Source organism: Pseudoalteromonas sp. Angola-7 (genome assembly GCF_028599255.1).
GTDB classification, from domain to species: Bacteria; Pseudomonadota; Gammaproteobacteria; order Enterobacterales; family Alteromonadaceae; genus Pseudoalteromonas; species Pseudoalteromonas atlantica.
The window spans coordinates 273,535-291,566 of the sequence record NZ_JAQREL010000002.1 but is presented as its reverse complement, the minus strand read 5'-3'; the positions used below and the strand labels follow the sequence as shown (position 1 = coordinate 291,566).

General features: G+C 40.4%; 18 protein-coding genes. 9 read left to right on the top strand and 9 right to left on the bottom strand.

Annotated elements, in window-relative coordinates; all coding sequences use genetic code 11:
* The first annotated feature begins 99 nt into the window (after positions 1 to 99).
* The 4 genes from PSH50_RS03920 to PSH50_RS03905 are packed head-to-tail and all read left to right on the top strand — an operon-like array spanning position 100 to position 3,269.
* Positions 100 to 909: a MipA/OmpV family protein gene (locus PSH50_RS03920; protein WP_096042577.1), complete on the top strand. Its 810-nt coding sequence runs from the start codon at positions 100 to 102 to the stop codon at positions 907 to 909.
* 1 nt (position 910) lies between these two features.
* Entirely contained in the window at positions 911 to 1,291 is a 381-nt protein-coding gene (locus PSH50_RS03915; protein ID WP_024031825.1) for a DUF3019 domain-containing protein, read from the top strand.
* A gap of 14 nt (positions 1,292 to 1,305) precedes the next feature.
* Entirely contained in the window at positions 1,306 to 1,998 is a 693-nt protein-coding gene (locus PSH50_RS03910) for a response regulator transcription factor (protein ID WP_024031826.1), read from the top strand.
* Positions 1,999 to 2,021: 23 nt separating this feature from the next.
* Positions 2,022 to 3,269 carry an ATP-binding protein gene (locus PSH50_RS03905; RefSeq protein WP_273586183.1) on the top strand — a complete coding sequence of 416 codons (1,248 nt, stop codon included), beginning with the start codon at positions 2,022 to 2,024 and terminating at the stop codon, positions 3,267 to 3,269.
* 312 nt (positions 3,270 to 3,581) lie between these two features.
* Here PSH50_RS03905 and PSH50_RS03900 read toward each other — a convergent pair whose 3' ends face one another.
* Positions 3,582 to 3,803 carry a DUF3820 family protein gene (locus PSH50_RS03900; protein ID WP_004587357.1) on the bottom strand — a complete coding sequence of 74 codons (222 nt, stop codon included), beginning with the start codon at positions 3,801 to 3,803 and terminating at the stop codon, positions 3,582 to 3,584.
* A 405-nt stretch (positions 3,804 to 4,208) separates the two neighbouring features.
* The gene (locus PSH50_RS03895) at positions 4,209 to 5,783 is read right to left on the bottom strand and encodes a cation:proton antiporter family protein (protein ID WP_273609281.1); all 1,575 of its coding nucleotides are present in this window, start codon (positions 5,781 to 5,783) and stop codon (positions 4,209 to 4,211) included.
* 266 nt (positions 5,784 to 6,049) lie between these two features.
* On the opposite strand from PSH50_RS03895, the gene PSH50_RS03890 reads away from it, so the two are divergent.
* Both PSH50_RS03890 and PSH50_RS03885 read left to right on the top strand, forming a co-directional pair.
* Positions 6,050 to 6,793 carry a sporulation protein gene (locus PSH50_RS03890; protein WP_029773443.1) on the top strand — a complete coding sequence of 248 codons (744 nt, stop codon included), beginning with the start codon at positions 6,050 to 6,052 and terminating at the stop codon, positions 6,791 to 6,793.
* 58 nt (positions 6,794 to 6,851) lie between these two features.
* Positions 6,852 to 7,301, top strand: coding sequence for a GNAT family N-acetyltransferase (locus PSH50_RS03885; RefSeq protein ID WP_273586182.1), 450 nt, complete (start codon positions 6,852 to 6,854; stop codon positions 7,299 to 7,301).
* 101 nt (positions 7,302 to 7,402) lie between these two features.
* Here PSH50_RS03885 and PSH50_RS03880 read toward each other — a convergent pair whose 3' ends face one another.
* The 6 genes from PSH50_RS03880 to PSH50_RS03855 form a co-directional block, all read right to left on the bottom strand.
* The gene (locus PSH50_RS03880) at positions 7,403 to 8,755 is read right to left on the bottom strand and encodes a sodium-dependent transporter (RefSeq protein WP_273586181.1); all 1,353 of its coding nucleotides are present in this window, start codon (positions 8,753 to 8,755) and stop codon (positions 7,403 to 7,405) included.
* Between the two features lie 471 nt (positions 8,756 to 9,226).
* A complete protein-coding gene (locus tag PSH50_RS03875; protein ID WP_121637168.1) occupies positions 9,227 to 10,519 on the bottom strand; it encodes a HAMP domain-containing sensor histidine kinase in 1,293 nt (430 codons plus the stop codon).
* A 17-nt stretch (positions 10,520 to 10,536) separates the two neighbouring features.
* Positions 10,537 to 11,244, bottom strand: a complete 708-nt coding sequence (locus PSH50_RS03870; protein ID WP_029773446.1) for a response regulator transcription factor — start codon at positions 11,242 to 11,244, stop codon at positions 10,537 to 10,539.
* A 195-nt stretch (positions 11,245 to 11,439) separates the two neighbouring features.
* Positions 11,440 to 11,823 (bottom strand): DUF3019 domain-containing protein, encoded by a 384-nt coding sequence (locus PSH50_RS03865; RefSeq protein ID WP_004587350.1) that lies wholly within the window; start codon positions 11,821 to 11,823, stop codon positions 11,440 to 11,442.
* The gene (locus PSH50_RS03860; RefSeq protein WP_004587349.1) at positions 11,813 to 12,670 is read right to left on the bottom strand and encodes a MipA/OmpV family protein; all 858 of its coding nucleotides are present in this window, start codon (positions 12,668 to 12,670) and stop codon (positions 11,813 to 11,815) included. The genes PSH50_RS03865 and PSH50_RS03860 overlap by 11 nt, the downstream gene beginning before the upstream one ends.
* An 87-nt stretch (positions 12,671 to 12,757) precedes the next feature.
* Positions 12,758 to 13,561 (bottom strand): hypothetical protein, encoded by an 804-nt coding sequence (locus PSH50_RS03855; protein WP_273586180.1) that lies wholly within the window; start codon positions 13,559 to 13,561, stop codon positions 12,758 to 12,760.
* Between the two features lie 136 nt (positions 13,562 to 13,697).
* On the opposite strand from PSH50_RS03855, the gene PSH50_RS03850 reads away from it, so the two are divergent.
* On the top strand, positions 13,698 to 14,822 hold the full coding sequence (locus PSH50_RS03850) for a serine hydrolase (protein WP_240452948.1): 1,125 nt from the start codon (positions 13,698 to 13,700) through the stop codon (positions 14,820 to 14,822).
* A 136-nt stretch (positions 14,823 to 14,958) separates the two neighbouring features.
* Here the strand turns inward: PSH50_RS03850 and yhbY are convergent, their stop codons facing one another.
* Positions 14,959 to 15,255, bottom strand: a complete 297-nt coding sequence (gene yhbY / locus PSH50_RS03845) for a ribosome assembly RNA-binding protein YhbY (RefSeq protein WP_004587346.1) — start codon at positions 15,253 to 15,255, stop codon at positions 14,959 to 14,961.
* An 88-nt stretch (positions 15,256 to 15,343) separates the two neighbouring features.
* Between yhbY and rlmE the strand changes: the two genes are divergently transcribed.
* Positions 15,344 to 15,973: a 23S rRNA (uridine(2552)-2'-O)-methyltransferase RlmE gene (rlmE, locus tag PSH50_RS03840; protein ID WP_004587345.1), complete on the top strand. Its 630-nt coding sequence runs from the start codon at positions 15,344 to 15,346 to the stop codon at positions 15,971 to 15,973.
* A 66-nt stretch (positions 15,974 to 16,039) separates the two neighbouring features.
* The gene (ftsH, locus tag PSH50_RS03835; protein WP_004587344.1) at positions 16,040 to 17,983 is read left to right on the top strand and encodes an ATP-dependent zinc metalloprotease FtsH; all 1,944 of its coding nucleotides are present in this window, start codon (positions 16,040 to 16,042) and stop codon (positions 17,981 to 17,983) included.
* Positions 17,984 to 18,032 lie beyond the last annotated feature (49 nt).

The window sequence follows — 18,032 nt, the reverse complement described above, 5'->3', positions numbered from 1 at the left end:
GCTAGTATGGGTCACTTACTTATTTTACTCATTTAGATTAGGTTAATGCGGCTCAATACTTTTATTTACATTTTTTGCTTTGTGGTGTGTCTTATTTGCGTGCCTAGCACAGCTTCGCAGGCCTACAACGAACAAGAGTATGCGCAGCAACATATTACTGTTAAGAAGTGGCATGTAAATCTAAGTGCCGGCGCGGGTGTTATTACCAACCCTCTGCATGGCGGAAAAAACGTCCCGCTCCCTGTGATCCCGCGAATTGCTTTTTATGGCGAGCGTTGGTTTTTCGATAATGGTCGCCTTGGCTACACACTTAAAGAAAATCAAAAGCATTATTTTAATATCGTTTCAGAACTTAACGCAGAGTCACGCTTTTTTATTGATTGGCATCCTAATAACCTCTTTGTTTTACCAGCAACCGCAGGTGCTTCTGCATTAGCGCAAAATAATCCCCAGCCTAAAAAAATAAATATCGATAATATTGATAATCGCCATTTAGCCCTAGATGCCGGGGGAAGCTATCATTATGTGCAGCAAAACCATGTGCTATCGATACAGTTATTACACGATATAAGTAATGTTTATAACGGTACTCGAGGCGCTATACAATGGCAGTACCACAGTGAAGTAGGGCGTTTAAAGTTAAAGCCAACGCTTGGGGTTAACTATAAATCAGCTGAATTAAACAGCTACTATTATGGTTTAAAAGCACACGAAACCTCATTAGGTAAAATTGACGTTGGTAGTAGCTGGCAACCTTATGCTAAAATCGACGCCAGTTGGCCATTGAGTGAGGCTAACAGTCTTCGTTTTCATGTAGCATATTACGACTATTCAGCTATGGATGGCAGTCCGCTTTTTGAACGTAACTATTCAATGACTGCTTTTATAGGATTCGATCATACTTTTTAATATGAAGTATTTAATGTTGATTGTGCTTACAGTTTTTCTGTTTAGCCCTCCCGTTGTAGCGCAAAATGCGTCTTTAAAGGTCTCTCCCAAAGTGTGTGTTGTTTCTGAGCAGCAAGCGTTTTGCGATCTCGATTTAAAGTTTAATTGGCAGCAACCATCGCCAAGCGATGCATGCCTGTACCAACAAAACAAACTGATTAAATGCTGGCAACAGCAGGCTGTTGGTGAGTTTGAGTATAAAGCGCGTGTTCAGGTAGAGACCATATACTCCTTAATCAATCCTCATACCGGTGTGTTAATTGCTAAAACACACGTTGAAGTGCAAAGTGCTGATGCTAAAAAAAGTAGGCGCAGGCTTCGCTCTCCATGGAGCTATTTTTAATTTAGGAGCAACTCATGCCAAAAATTTTACTTGTTGAAGATGACCTAGGTTTACAACAACTAACAAAAGATTATCTTGAACATAATGGCTTAGAAGTAGACGTATTAAGCCGTGGTGATGAAGTATTTAGTTATCTTGAGAATAACGCTGCTGATTTAATGATTTTAGATATTATGTTGCCAGGTAAAGATGGCTTTAGCGTATGTCGACAAGTACGTGATAAGTTTTCGTTGCCAATTTTAATGCTTACTGCAAAAGGTGAAGACTTTGACCAGGTGATTGGCTTAGAGCTTGGCGCAGATGACTATGTGGTAAAACCTGCAGAACCGCGTGTTTTACTGGCGCGTGTAAATGCATTACTGCGTCGCGGGCAACCCGTGGTTAAGGCCGCAGAAGAGATTCAGTTTGGTGATTTAGTCATTGATAAAACCAGCCGAATTGTTAAATTAAACGAAAACGAAATAGTACTTACATCCCATGAGTTTGAGCTACTATGGCTACTTGCCTCAAATGCAGGCGAAGTACTAAGCCGTGAACATGTTCATCAACATATGATTGGTCGTCAATACGATGGGCTTGACCGTACCGTTGATGTACGCGTGTCACGAATTCGTAAAAAGCTAGGTGATAACAGCGATAAACCTTACCGTATAAAAACCGTGTGGGGGCAAGGTTACTTGTTTGTATCAGACGCCTGGGAAAAATAATATATGAAGGTAAATAAGGAATAATGGGCAAACTATTTATAAGTTTATATGTTTATATCATTGTTTCTTTATTTATTGTTAGTGGTGTTATAGAACAAATTTGGCCTTACGAAGAGACGCAGCAGCAAGTGCTGTTAGATGATGAGTTTGGCCAAGCACTTTGGTTATTATCGCAAACCGATGATGGTCTAGATAAGCTAAAACACAGCTTTGAAAGCCAAGTTATTGCCCGCAAAGATCTTATTTTACCCCTTAAGGAGCAAGCCTCATTAGATAAAAACCATTACCTGTATCTGTATGATAAAAAGCAGCGCATAGTGTGGTATGTTGAGCTTGGTGATAACAAACTACTTCAAATTGGTCCTGTAGGCGTTATAAAAGCACCTGAAAGCTCTGTTATTCCGTATTTAATGTTACTGGCTATTGTAGGGTTACCTGTGGGGCTGTGGAGCTTTTTACTATGGCGTGATTTTTCTAAATTAAGCCATGCGTGCGAAGCGGTAGATGGCTCGCAAGACTTTAACTTAAGCAGTCCTTCTAAATCGTTTTTTTTACCCGTTACTGATACTCTAAAAGTAATGCAGCAGCGCATAGAGCATCTTCTTAGTGCGCAACAAGAACTGACCTCCTCTGTATCTCATGAATTTAGAACGCCCCTTGCACGATTAAAATTTGGTATAGCCATGTTAGAAGAAACACTGCAATCGGAAAAAGGGCAACATTACCTAACTAATATGCAGGCAGATATAAGCGAACTTGAAGCGCTTGTGTGTGAAATGCTTGAATATGCTCGGCTTGATTCGCAGCAACCAAGCTTAGCTAGAAGCGACGTTGATTTGGCTGCTTTGACACAATCGGTCATTAATAAGCTAAATTTTGCAAGCGGCATAGAGTTTAATGCGGTGTTACCACAGGCTCTAGTGTACAAGTGTGATGCGCACTTTATTGCGCGTGTAATGCAAAACCTGGTGGGCAATGCGTTAAAGTACGCTGTTAGTCGTGTTGATGTCACACTCAAAGCGCAGGGTGATGCAATTTACTTTATTGTGGAAGATGACGGAGAAGGTATTTTAAAAAGCGACAGAGAAAGCGTATTTAAACCCTTTACTCGTTTAGATAAAAGCCGTGATAAAAGCACAGGGGGCTTTGGTTTAGGCTTAGCAATAGTGGCAAAAATTGTATCGTGGCATAAAGGGCACTATTCAATCACTGACTCATCGCTTGGTGGTGCTAAGTTTATAGTTACCTTACCTAATACCTATCCAAAATAATATTTAATCATTTTGTGGGGCCAAATGTGTCGCTACCTACGTTAAAAATTCTCATTTACGATTGCATGGATGCAGAAGGTAGAGCAATGCAGGAGCAATTGCCGAGAACAACTAAATAGCAAATTTTTTGCCTAGCTATCAACACGTTTTTCCATCCTCAAAATAGATCACTTTATTATGCGGATTGGTATAAAAGCAATTCATCTAAAAACGCCAGACATAAAAAAAGCGCCTAAGGCGCTTTTTGTGGTTAAAAACCAAAATCAACAAGTAGCAAAATAGTAGACCCGGCTACGTGGAAAAAGTTCTCAATTATTTTTCATTTTTTTTAAGTAGGGGCATCAGCATTTGCTCAAGCCCATTTAATTTAACCTCGTACATCATTGCAAGCTGCGCCCCGAGTTTACTTTCTGGAAACCCTTGCTGTTTAAACCACACTAGGTAGGGCTCTGGCAAAAGCAATAAAGGTCTGCCTGCGTATTTCCCAAAGGGCATAATTGTATTAATGGCGAGCTTGAGTTCGGCTGTATCCATAATAAGTCAGTAATTGATAAAACGTATAATAGTAATACTACTGCTTATTAATAATAAACGCATTAAATAGTGGCTGGGTAAGCGGGCAAGTAAACAGAAATAAAATAGGCTGTGACGGGCAAGAAACAGCCTATTGAACGAGGGAGTAGGCCCTCTGATTGAATAAATTTGTGTTGATAAATAAATGCTTACCTTGCATTAATTAGCTGGAGTCTAATTATGTGACACAGGTGCGAAGGCGTTTATTTAAACAACACCGGTAGTTTATCTGTTTTTTTTACAGATAGAGAGAAGTAATGTAAAGGAATGTAAATAAAATGAGTTTTTAAACTAAAACTAATAAAAAAGCCTTATTAAAAATAAGGCGTTTTCATTTGGTTGTTTTTATTATTAAGTATAAAAGTGCTATTTTTCGAATAACTCTTGCTTTACGTGCTCGGCAAAACCACTTCCTGCTTCTAAATAAAAGTTATAGGTCGAGTTTACGCCCATTTGTTCAAGCTCTTTTTGTTGATCAGGGTAATTGGCGATAGCTGTTACTTGGCCGTTATAGCCTGAGGCTTGTAATTGCTCTAGTGCAAAAATATTTTGCATATGCTTTGGCATAGCTAACATGACCATTTCAACATGAGAGTGGTTAACGCGCTGCCAAAAGTCAGGGTCGGTGGCATCGGCAAGGAGTACCTTTCGATTGCGTTTAATATGTTTTTCTACCACCTCTGGTTTTATATCAATGCCCGCCACTACATTAGGGTGAGTCGCATTTATTGTTTCGTAAGCACCTGTACCTATGCGGCCCATACCAAATATAACGATTTTAGTGTCGTTTAAATTAACGGGTAACTCTTCAGCTAAGCGGGTTTTGCTTTCGAATTTTAATAGCCAGCGCTCAATTTTTACGTATAACTCGTTTGAGCGTTTATTAAGAGGCGATGCAATAACAAAGGTAATAGACACCGCAATAGCCATTACCGCCAGCCACTCTGAGGTGATCATGCCTGTAGAGACTGCCACAGCACACACAATAAGGCCAAACTCACTAAAATTAGCAAGGCTAAATGCAGTGAGTAACGAGGTGCGCGCTCTGAGCTTAAAGGTATTCGTAAACACATAATAAAGTAAGGTTTTAACTGGCAGAACAAATATAAGGATTAACGCTACAATTAATGAATTCGCTGTAAGCTCTGCGTTTAAACCAATGCTTAAGAAAAAACCGACCAGCAAAATATCTTTTAAATTAAGCAGCGACTTTGAAAGCTCTCCCGCCTTTTTATGTGGCGCAAACATCATCCCCATAATGAGCGCGCCTAAATCGCCCTTTAAACCTGCAAAATCAAAAGCGTTATAACCGGCTACCAACGCAAAGAAAAAGCCAAATAACGGCAATAGCTCACCATGTTTAGAGCGGTTAAGCACTGCATACATAAGTGGGCGCACTAAAGGGAGTGCAATAATTAAAGCAAGAGCCCACATATTAGGTACTTTGCCGGTGCTAATGGCTAAAAATATAACCGCAAAAATATCCTGCATAACTAAAATGCCAATGGCTATTTTTCCGTGTAGGCTTGCCATTTCACCGCGCTCTTCAAGTACTTTTACCGCAAATACAGTGCTTGAAAAGCTTAGCGCAAACCCAACTAATAAGGCACTTTGCCAGCTTAAATCAACAAACATAGGCACAGCAAAAATACCTAGCAGTAACATAAAGCCACTAAATAATGCACTGCTAAAAATAATGTGTAGGGTAGCGGGTGCCCATACTTGGGGCTTGATTAAGCTGTTTACTTTAAGTTTTAAGCCAATACTAAATAAAAGAAGTGTTACACCCAGTGCCGCAATGGTATCGAGTAATTCGGTGCTTTTATAGCCTGATAAATTTAATGCAAAACCGGCAAGTAAAAAGCCAATAAGGGGAGGAAGTTTTAATTGATAAACACCAAAGCCACAAACAAACGCGGCGGCAAAATAGATTAGTTCCATAATTCTTAATATCACTTCATTTGGGATTGCAGTGTAGCGAAAATTTTATACCATTGAAAATAAAAATAGCCCTAAAAATGAGCGCGTTTAATCAATTACTTGCCCAGCTACGTATAAAAAATGCACATTAAACACGTATTTAATCGTAAATAGCATGTAAATAACATTTTTTCACTGACATTGGCTTTTAAATATGGTTAAGATGCTTTAACGAAGGAGTTTAAGCTTGAGCAACAAACTGAGCCGCTCAGCTTAAGGAGATAGATATGTTTAAAAAGATTTTAGCGTCGGTAGGTATTGGCGCTGCAAAAGTAGATACAATTTTAGAAACTGAGCATCTTCAGCCAGGGCAACTTTTTAACGCTAATATCGTTATAACTGCAGGCGATGTGGCTCAAGAAATTGCTGGCCTTGATTTGTTTTTAATGACTCGCGTTAAAGTTGATGGCGAAGAAGGTGAGTACTTTACTAATCACGTAATTGATCAGTGGCGTATAACCGACATAGGCACCATTGAGCCAGGTGAAGTTAAAAGTATTCCATTTGAAGCGCGCCTTCATCCAGAAACGCCAATTACTGAAATTAATGCCGGTTACAACCAATCACATGTATGGATTGAAACAGGCCTTGATATTGATTTAGCACTAGACCCAACAGATAAAGACCACTTGCATATTTACCCTAACGAAGCTGTTAAAACCTGTATGCAAGCAATGGATAAATTAGGGTTTAGTTTATTAAAAGCTGATGTTGAAAAAGGCCATTTACGTGCGCCTACTTTTCAGTCGGTATCGGGGTGTTATCAAGAGTTAGAGTACAAGCCTAATAGCCGCAGCTTATTTGGTATTCAAGAAATTGAATTATCGTTTGTACCAGAAGCACACAAAACGCATGTTTTAATTGAGCTGGATAGAGCATTTAGAGGCGATGGTTATGTTGATTTAACCATAGAGCACGACCATGTGAATTTATCGCAGTTGTGCGACCAATTAGAGCGTTTGTTTGCCTAAGTGATGCGTAATTTAACTAAACCCAGCTTAGGCTGGGTTTTTTATTTTAGGATTTTATATGTCGTTTAAATGTGCGCATTTTGATGCGCTTGATACGCGTACTTTATTTACGATAATGCGAGGTCGTGTTGATGTATTTGTAGTAGAGCAAACATGCCCTTACCCTGAGCTTGATGAAGTAGACTTTAACCCTAGTACTCAGCATTTATATGCAATTGCAGATAATAGTTTATTAGCTTATGCCCGCTGCTATGAAAAAAACGAGCAGTACAGTGCAATAGGCCGTGTACTGGTTTGCAAAAGTGAGCGAGGTAAAGGGCGGGCTACTGAGCTTGTAAATGCGGCCATAGCATGTTGTAAAAAGCAGTGGCCACAGCGTCATATTTATATAGGCGCACAAACCTATTTATTAGCATTTTATCGCTCTTTTGGCTTTACAGAAGTAGGGGAGCAATACCTAGAAGATGGCATCCCTCATCAAGATATGGTGTTAAATACACTAAGCTAATTTATTACGAGTAAATTTAAGCTATTAAAAAGCCCACTTAACGCGTGGGCTTTACTTAATTTAGAACTTAACCTGAACTCGGGTTAGTTAAAAATAACGTTTTAACTTAACACCGAATGTAAAAACACAGCACCAATAGCTATAGGGCACACAAACTTAGTGTATACAGGCCATACTTTCCAAAATAGTGTGTTATGAACCTCAGGGTTACCTTGCTGTATTGCTTTTAGTAGTGAGCCACGGTACCAAATCCAGCCAACAAAAATACAACACATTAAGCCAAGTAAAGGCTGAGCAACTTTAGTTGTTAGGGTGATCACTAAACCAAATAAGCTTCCTAAGTTACATACTATGGTAATGCTCACTGCGCTTATTAGCGCGCCAATTAACCATGTAGCCTGCAGGCGGCTCATTGCAAAGCGCTCCACAGTATACGATACCGGCGCCTCTAACATTGAAATAGAGGAGGTAAGTGCGGCTATACTCATTAGGGCAAAAAATGCAAAGCCTATAAATAAACCCACAGAGCCCATACCATCAAACAATGCTGGTAGCACTTGAAACACCAGTGTGTCTTCAGAGAGAAGTTTGCCTGTAGATGAAAAAATTTCTACGCCTTGAGCTTGTGCGACATACATGGCAGGTATAATTAAAAGGCCCGCTACAAACGCGATAAACACATCTATTAAGGTTACATATGCGCCTAGCGTGACTAGGTTTTCTTTTTTACTTATGTAAGAGCCATAAATAATCATCACACTGGTGCCTAATGACAAAGAGAAAAACGCTTGCCCGAGTGCACTTACGAGTAAATTTGCATCAAATATAGATGAAAAATCAGGCACTAAATAGGCTTTAAGCCCTTGCATGGCACCTTCTTGGGTCATAACGTAGGCAATTAAGGCAAATAAAATACCTAAAAGCGCAGGCATCAGACGCTTAGACCATTTTTCTATGCCGTTTTCTACGCCACGACTAATAATAGCCACGGTGAGTATAATAAATACCACTGTAAAAATGATGTTTCGTGTAAGTGACTGCTCACTTAACCACGCTGAAGCTTGGTTTGCACCAGCTAATGTAGTGATAGGCTCGATTGTTGCGCTGAGCATCCAGCCTGCCACAATGGCATAAAAACTTAAAATAAAGCCCGCACATAAAATCCCGCCAAAACCCACGATAAAAGCAAAGCGCTTTTGCCACGCGTGTGATGTTATTTTTGTTAAAGAAGACACCGCATTAGCTTGTCCGTGGCGGCCAATTATAAGCTCAGCCATAAGTGCGGGGTATGCTAAAAAGAACGCGAGTACCAAATAAGCGACTAAAAAAGCGGCACCACCATTACTTGCTGTTTGGGTAGGGAAACCCCAAATATTACCTAAACCTACTGCAGAGCCTGCGGCGGCCATTATAAATCCAAAGCGAGAGCTAAACTCACCTCTAACTGCGCTCATATTGTTGTACTTCTCTATTTTTTGACGGCGCTGACAATCTACTGGAATTGCAAATAAATAAAAAGTACTTATTTGCTCAATTGTGACAATAATTATCGTCTGGTGTGTCTATCATGCGATGCATTTAATTAATGTTATCAACAGGTTTAGAATAAGGAGTTGATTTTGTGTAATAAATTTTAGGGCCTGTTTACCTTTCGAGGTTAAATTTGCAGCAGTCTGTTTGGTGTTTAGGCAAGGCAGAGCCTATGTAGTGTGGATGTTCCCCATAAATAGGCGATAACGACGTATAAATGCCAAACAGGCGCTGCCCTAAGGGTTCTGCCTAGGGGCTATTTACTCTTTGTTACTCGGTTTTTACGTAGCCCACTAGGTTACAAACCTCGCGCCGCGATTAAACAGCCCCTAGATAGAACAAATTATAACCCTAAAAGGCCAACAGGCCCTAATTACAGTTGTGTAAATAATATTTTACGAATCGTGATGCTGGCCAATTTTAAGGGTAAAACACGCCCCTTGAAGCCGCGCACTTTTACTAACGCTTACACTGCCGTGATGCCAATCTGCCACTTTTGCAACAATGGCTAAGCCTAAGCCATAACTTTTATCAGCACGGTTACGGTGGCTTTCTTCTCTAAAAAACGGGCTAAAAACGTTATTAAAGTTCTCTGGTGCGATGCCTGGGCCATCATCTTCAACCGTAATATATAAATAGTGCTCATCGCGCTTTGCACTGACATAAATAGTGTCTTTTGCAAAGTCGCAGGCATTGCCAATTAAATTACTAATAGCTCGGGCAAGCCAATGTAAGTCAGCAAAAACCATATCGTCACTACTGTTTAGTTGTATTTTAAGTTGGCTGGTTTCAATTTTAGGCGAAAGCTGAGTAAGTAAATCCTCTAGATAGTGCGATAAATTAGTTTGCGAGTAGGTGAGCTGGTTGGCATTTTGCTCAAGGGTTGCAAAGGCTAAATAGCTTTTAAGCATTGATTCCATATGATCGAGATCGTTTTCCATACGCACAAGGTATTGTTTAACTTTAGGCATATCTGTGCTGTCGAGCGCAGCATCTAAGCCAAAGCGTAAACATGCGATAGGGGTTCTAATATCGTGCGATAAGCTCGATGCCATTAATTTGTTTTCCGCCACGAGCTTTTCTATTTGGCTAGCCATGCGGTTAAATGTAAGCTCAACATCTCTTATGTAGGTAAAGTGAGAGACCTTTATTCTCGCTTGCACATCTCCTGCGGCAAATTTTTTAGCCGCATCGTTTAATACTGTTAAGCGTTTAGCAAGTGGGGCAATAATAAAGCCCATAAAAATGCAGAGCCCAGCATAAAACAACAAAGTTAAAATAATATCGTTGCGCTGATCTGTTTCAAAGCCTTTATCTAGGCGCATGGAAAGATGATAAGGCGACAATACTTCGCTACTGTAGAGCATATAAAAACCTTGCTGGTCTTCTAAAATAAGACCGCTTTGGGTATGCATTTGCAGTATTAAAGACGGTGGCAGGGCAAGGGATTCATTGTTTTTGTAATCAAGCTTTACATTAAAGTCGTTTGCCAATTGCTTTACATAAGCTGCGCGCTCTGAGGTCGCTACACTACTCAAATGTTTACTAAAGCCGTTGATCATTTGGCTTTGTAGGCTAAATTCATCATGCGGTGTTTGAGTTTGTTGGCTAAATGCATCGATTAGCCAGCCCAATACAACAATAGAAAGCAGCGCACTACCGAGTAGTGAAATGTAAAATTTTTTCATTTAAACCACCACGGTTACTATTCCCACGCAGTGGCAACAAGTAAATAACCACGCCCCCAAATTGTTTTAATTTTTTCTGGGTTTTGCGGGTCATCATGAAACTTTTTGCGCAGCGCAGATATTAGTACATCAACACTTCTATCAAGCCCATCGTATTCACGGCCTTTGGTTGCTTTAAACACAGCATCACGCGAGACTACTTGGCCTGCATTACTGGCTAAATAGTGCAGTAGGAGGTACTCAGCACTAGAAATAGCCATATCTTGATTATTAAGCGTTACACTGCGTGATTGAGTATCAATACTGAGTGCGCCTACAGTAATCACACTCTCGTTAGTGGCTACTTTAGTCGGTTCGCTGGTAAGGCGCAGTGCTGCTTTTATACGGGCAAGTAATGCGCGAGGGCGCACAGGTTTCATGATGTAATCACTCGCACCTACTTCTAAACCAATTACTTCATCCATTTCATCATCGCGGGCGGTCAGCATAATAATGGGCGCGGTGTAAAAGCTACGTAGCTCTCTGCACACACTTATACCGTCTTGGCCTGGCAGCATAATGTCGAGCAGCACAATGTTAGGGTTTAAGTTTTTTACCTGGCTTATTACTTCATCGCCGCGATGGCAAACATGGGTGGTATAGCCTTGCTCGGTTAAGTACTCTGCAACCCATTGGGCTAAAGAGGTGTCATCTTCAACTAATAAAATAGTGCCGTAATTATCCATAAAGCTTCCTTAGTGTTAGAGGGTTGCCGTGTGTGGATTGAAACTCGCCCTTAAATAACCCTAAGGGCTGCATAGGTTTGGGATTTATGCTGCGTTAGTGCCTATTTAGGTGAACGACCACACTTTATAAACGCTGACTTACTTAATTACCAAACACATTGCTGTAAAATCAATCACGAAAGGTCACACCTCTAATTAGAACAAGCGCCAGCGGCGTTTTTTTTGTCTATTTTGATAAACCCACTGCAGTTTAACCTCTGTTGTGGCAATAACTTGGGCTGTATTACTATCAAACAATTCAAAAGAAATACTTTGCTGGGAGTCGAAGGTATATTCAAATACGCCTTGTTGCTGCTTTAACCAGCATTGCATTATATATTTTGATGTTGCGTCTCTTAGGCAGTAATTACCAATAGTTGGTTGCTGCCAGCTAAGCGTTACATCAGCGTAGCAATTACGGCCCTCACGTAGTGCAACACAAGTGTCGGGCAGCGCAATTAATGGGGCTGTTTTATCTGTGGTTTTAGCAGATGAAATAGCAGGGAAGATCAATAATAAACAGATCCATCTAAAATACATAACGTAGGCCTACCTTGGCTTTATGTTGATACCCTTGAGAAATAATGGGGCTGTCGTCTATTTCTTTTGAAAACCACGTTGTTAACCAGCCAGACAAAAACACCCAATCTTGAGAAATAGGGTACTCAGCATGAAATTCAAACATAATACTGGTACTGCCATTAGGGGTGTAAATAGGGCGATTAGCGGTGGCTTCGTCTGCATCAATACCAAAGTAATAGTTAGTAAAACTGCCCGAATAAGCGCTAATACCCACCCCAGATCTAAACTCCCAATTACGCCATGGCAAAATATGGCTAAAAAAGGTGTTAAACACCCAGCCATTATGTGTACCTGTAATATCATGTAAAAACTCAAACGAAATTTGCGAGTTTTCAAAGCGGCGCGTTAATCTTAGCCCAGCATCAAAATCGTAATTACGCGATTTTATACCCGCAAGCTCTTCTATTACACCGTGGTTGTAAAAACCTAAACCTTTGTCATCAAAGCCAGCCTGAGTATTGGTGCCTAATATATCCAAGCCCCAATCAAATTTATCTATAAGGCTGTAACCCACAACTAAGCCGCCGCTTAATTGGTTATGGTCAAAGTCGAGATAAAAGTTTTCGTAGGAAATAGCCAGGCTTAAATCGAGTTCAATGCCATCGTCGTAGGAATCAAGGCCAATTAGGTAAGAGTCTTCTACATAATAACCAGCCCCAGCGCTCCAATCCCACGCAAAGCCTTGGGTGGGCTCTAGCGTGTTATCAGCATAGTATCGATTGCTTGCCTGGCTTTGAAAGCTCAAAAAACTGGCGCAAAGCAATACGCTATTAATAAAAGTATGCTGTAAGAAAGCGTTTTTCATCCCTGGGGACCTAATTATTATTTGTTATTAAGCGTATTATATTGGTAAGTGAATCCTTGAATCTGTAAAAAAATGTAGTTTTTCACGTTATTGCACTTTTATTTTGTCAATTAAAATACTGCTTAAGTAATATTGCATCATAGGCGTTAAGGCACTCACCTCTGTACGCGTACATGGGCCTTGTAGTTTAGTTAAGCTGCTTAATTTAGTAATAGTTTTAAAGGGAGGTACAGTTACTTCCTTACCTGCGCGCGCTATACGGGCTTGCTCGGTATTTTGTTGATGTACAAATGTTGCCACTTCCAACTCATTAGTAATTTTTTGCTCTTGGGCAAAGCTAAACAATAAAGGCTCACGGTGGAAGCTTGCGCTGTCTATTGATGATTTTGCAAACCACACCACATCGCCAGAGGCGCGGTGCGTAATGCGCATGCTCACTTGCGCTAGTATGGTGGCGCATTGTTGAGTAGGGTATTGCTGCGCTACTTTGGCAAATAAAGGGTACGGGTTTTCAGGTTGAGTTAACGCATATTTTGTATCGTCAGTAAATGCTAAATCTAACTGATGAATAGCTAACGTGTAGTCACTGTTTTTGCTATCAGTCACTTCTAAGCCTTTATCGTTCAAGGCTTGGATTATTTGCTTTAATAGCGTGTCTGTTACGCTTGCTTTATCGGTTGTAATACGCACTGTTTGGCCGCGTGTTACTTTGTGCGCCGGTAACTGTACAGACTTAACTTTTGGCGATGCGTGCTCTGTTTTATACTCAAGCTGGTAAGTTTCGCTCTTTAATGTTGGCTTTAACGGTAAAGCCAAAGGCTCGGCCGGCTGCTTGGTAATTGCACAACCTGCTGATAATAATATAAAAAGTGATACAACTATAAAACGCATAAATACTTAACATCCACTTAAAAAGCCAATAATTGCAACATTGTACGTTAGTCCTATCAAAACTTCATGATATTATGCACATAGATGTAGTTAAAAAAGAATAAATTTGTAACGAATGAAGTATCTCACTAATTTTATGTACGTTTGGGTCGCTATTTGTCTATCTATACCGCTTCAGGCAATAGCTAAAGCAGACTCAAGCTGGGATGGATTCGTAAAACAGTATGGACGCTACGCAGAAAAAAAACTCAACAGTAAAGGTATTCCTGGCGCTGCGCTTTCGATAGTGAGTATTGGTAACGCTGATTATATCCACACCATGGGCCGCACTAAGGCAAGAAGTGGCACACAGGTTAACCGCCACACCCGCTTTAGGTTGGCTTCTGTGTCAAAAACATTTGCAGGGTCGTTAACTGCAAAGCTTGCAAGTGAAGGGTTAATAGATTTATTTAAACCGGTAAGTGAGTATATACCTGCTTTTAAAGGCACGGTTTATAAAGACAATTTAAAAGTGTTTCACTTATTAAGCCACTCCAGCGGGTTGGTCCCTAATGCGTATGACAATTTAATCGAATCAAGAATGAATTACCCCGATATTGTCGAAAAGCTATTAACAGTAAAGCCCATTTGCGAACCAGGCCAATGCTACGGCTATCAAAATGTGATGTTTAGTTTAATTGATGATGTTATTTACAGCGGTACCAATAAAAAATATGACCAGTGGTTGCAAGAGGGAATTTTTACACCATTAAAAATGAGCGATACCAGCTTAGGCTACGATGCAATGGTGCAGGATAAAAATTATGCGCTGCCGCATGTTAGAGGCAAAAAACGTTGGTACACAGCCAAGCTGAAAAAAAACTATTATAAAGTTGGTCCGGCTGCGGGCGTAAATGCAAGTGCCACCGATATGGCAAAATGGTTAAATGCGCAATTAGGGCAAAACCTAGATGTACTTTCTTTAGATGCACTTGCTACACAAACACGTCCTTATACACTTACAAAAAAAGAGCGTTATAGACGAGTATGGAAAAAGGAATTAGAACAAGCTTATTATGGATTAGGCTGGCGTGTTTATAACTATAACGATGAAACGCTTTATTATCATAGTGGCTGGGTGCAAGGCTATCGCAGTGATTTGGTGGTTATACCGCATTTAAATGTGGGTTTTAGCTTGATTGTTAACGCGGAAACAGGCGTGATAAACGAATTAACTACTGAATTTTTAGACCGTTTATTAAAATACAAACGCACTAAATAAAACAGGCCTAAAATTGCTTAAAAAGCGCCGTGCTTTAAATTTATTGTTTAAAGGTAAAAAGCATAAATAAGCTCATATAATAAAAAAACCAGCTTAATGCTGGTTTTTTTATAAAAAGACTCACTGCACAATTAACTTATGCGCGTGGTAATTGAATCTTTTTTTCTGCACTTTGACGATACAATACAACAGTGTGACCTATTGTTTGTAGCTTAGTAGCGCCGGTTTCACGAACGATTGCATCAAAAATAAGTGCTTTTGTTTCACGATCGTCAGTAGGTACTTTTACTTTAATCAATTCGTGAATTTCTAATGCACTTTGAATTTCGACTACTACGCCCTCGGTTAAACCGTTAGAACCTAGTAAAACTACAGGCTTAAGGCTATGCGCCTGACCTTTTAAAAACTGCTTTTGTTTGTTTGATAATGTCATGTTTATACAAATTTTGCTGAATATGGCTTGAATTAAGGGTATTCTAACGCCATCTAAAGAATATTACTAATTAGTTGCGTGTTAATTTATGACAAATAAAAAACATTCAGCCAGTTCAAAGCGATGGCTGAAAGAACATTTTGATGATCAATATGTTCAGCAAGCGCAAAAAAAAGGCTGGCGTTCTCGAGCTGTTTTCAAATTAGATGAGATCCAAAATAAAGATAAACTGCTTCGCCCTGGTATGACCGTTGTTGATTTAGGTGCTGCACCTGGCAGCTGGTCACAATACTTAGCCGAGAAAGTATCTGATAAAGGTCAGGTTGTTGCGTGTGACATATTACCTATGGACTCACTTGCGGGGGTTGACTTTTTACAAGGCGATTTTCGTGAAGAAGCCGTACTTGATGCATTGTTAAAACGCATTGATGGTAAAAATGTTGATGTGGTACTCTCTGACATGGCACCAAATATGAGCGGTAATAACTCGGTAGATCAAGCGGGTAGCATGTATTTGGTAGAATTAGCACTTGATATGTGTCATCAAGTATTAAAGAAAAATGGTGCATTTGTTGTTAAAGTGTTTCAAGGTGAAGGCTTTGATCAATACTTGCAAGACGTTCGTAATAGTTTTAAAGCAGTGAAAATACGCAAACCTGATGCCTCACGTGCCCGTTCTCGGGAAGTATATATAGTAGCGACCGGCTACAAACTGTAGTACAGTTGCTTGGCGTTTAGTTGAATTTAAATTAATTGGATACAAGAGGTTAACCCCTTGAGCGATATGGCGAAAAATCTAATACTCTGGCTGGTTATTGCAGTTGTGCTAATGTCAGTATTTCAGAGCTTTAATGGCGGCGATCAAGTTGATCGTCAAACAAGTTACACTCAATTTGTAAAAGACGTGCGTAGCGGCTCTTTACAAGAAGTTATTATTGACCGTGGAACAGGTAATATTACAGGTACTAAAAGCAGTGGTGAGCGTTTTCAAACCACAATGCCAATGTACGATGAAGACTTAATTAATGATTTACTTAAAAATGATGTAAATGTGAAAGGCGTTCAGCCTGAAGAACAATCGTTTTTAGCAAGTATTTTTATCTCTTGGTTCCCAATGTTGCTGCTTATAGGTGTATGGATATTCTTCATGCGTCAAATGCAAGGCGGTGGCGGTAAAGGCGCAATGTCGTTTGGTAAAAGCAAAGCGCGCCTGATGAGCGAAGACCAAGTTAAAACAACTTTTGCTGATGTAGCAGGTTGTGATGAAGCAAAAGACGACGTAACAGAGTTAGTAGACTTTTTACGTGACCCTTCTAAGTTCCAAAAACTTGGTGGTAGTATTCCTAAGGGCGTACTAATGGTGGGTCCTCCTGGTACGGGTAAAACATTACTTGCAAAAGCCGTAGCCGGTGAAGCAAAAGTACCGTTTTTCACCATTTCAGGTTCTGACTTTGTTGAAATGTTTGTTGGTGTGGGCGCATCGCGTGTACGTGACATGTTTGAGCAAGCTAAAAAGGCTGCACCCTGTATTATCTTTATAGATGAGATTGATGCTGTAGGTCGTAAGCGTGGCGCTGGCATGGGCGGTGGACACGACGAACGTGAACAAACACTAAACCAAATGCTTGTAGAAATGGATGGTTTTGAAGGTAACGAAGGTATTATCGTTATAGCGGCAACTAACCGCCCTGACGTACTAGACCCTGCATTACTTCGTCCTGGTCGTTTTGACCGTCAAGTAGTGGTTGGTTTGCCTGATATTCGTGGCCGTGAGCAAATTCTTAAAGTACATATGCGTAAAGTGCCATTAGGCGATAACGTAGAAGCGGCAGTTATTGCACGTGGTACGCCTGGTTTCTCTGGTGCTGATTTAGCAAACCTTGTAAACGAAGCCGCACTTTATGCTGCACGTGGTAATAAACGTGTTGTAAGTATGGCTGAGTTTGATGCTGCTAAAGATAAAATCATGATGGGTGCTGAGCGCAAGACCATGGTGATGAGTGAGCAAGAGAAAGAAATGACGGCTTACCATGAAGCGGGCCATGCTATTGTTGGCCGTATGGTGCCAGAGCACGACCCAGTTTATAAAGTGTCGATTATTCCACGTGGCCGTGCCCTTGGTGTAACTATGTACCTGCCTGAACAGGACCGTGTTAGCCATTCTAAAGAGCTTTTAGAGTCAATGATTTCAAGCCTTTACGGTGGCCGAATTGCTGAAGCACTTATTTATGGCGAAGACAAAGTAACAACGGGTGCGAGTAACGACATTGAGCGTGCAACAGATATTGCACGTAAAATGGTAACGCAGTGGGGCTTGAGTGAAAAACTAGGTCCGTTACTTTACGCTGAGGATCAAAACGAGATGTACATGGGTGGCGGCGGTGGTCGCGCAATGAGCATGTCTGATGAAACAGCTAAAGTAATTGATGCCGAAGTACGCTTATTCTCAGACCGTAATTATCAAAGAGCAGAAGATATATTAAAAGAAAATATTGATATTCTTCACGCGATGAAAGATGCATTAATGAAATACGAAACAATTGATGCTAAACAAATTGATGATTTAATGGCGCGTCAACCTGTGCGTGAACCACGTGATGCACACGACCGTTTAGACGATAAGCCAACTAAAACAGTCGCACCTCAAGAAAAGCCGGTTGATGAAAGCCAAAAACCGGATGATTCATCGAAAAAAGATGAAACAAACCTTGATGATAAAGCTGAATAATCGTTAAAATAATACTTTAAAAGCCCCGTACTTCGGGGCTTTTTTGTAT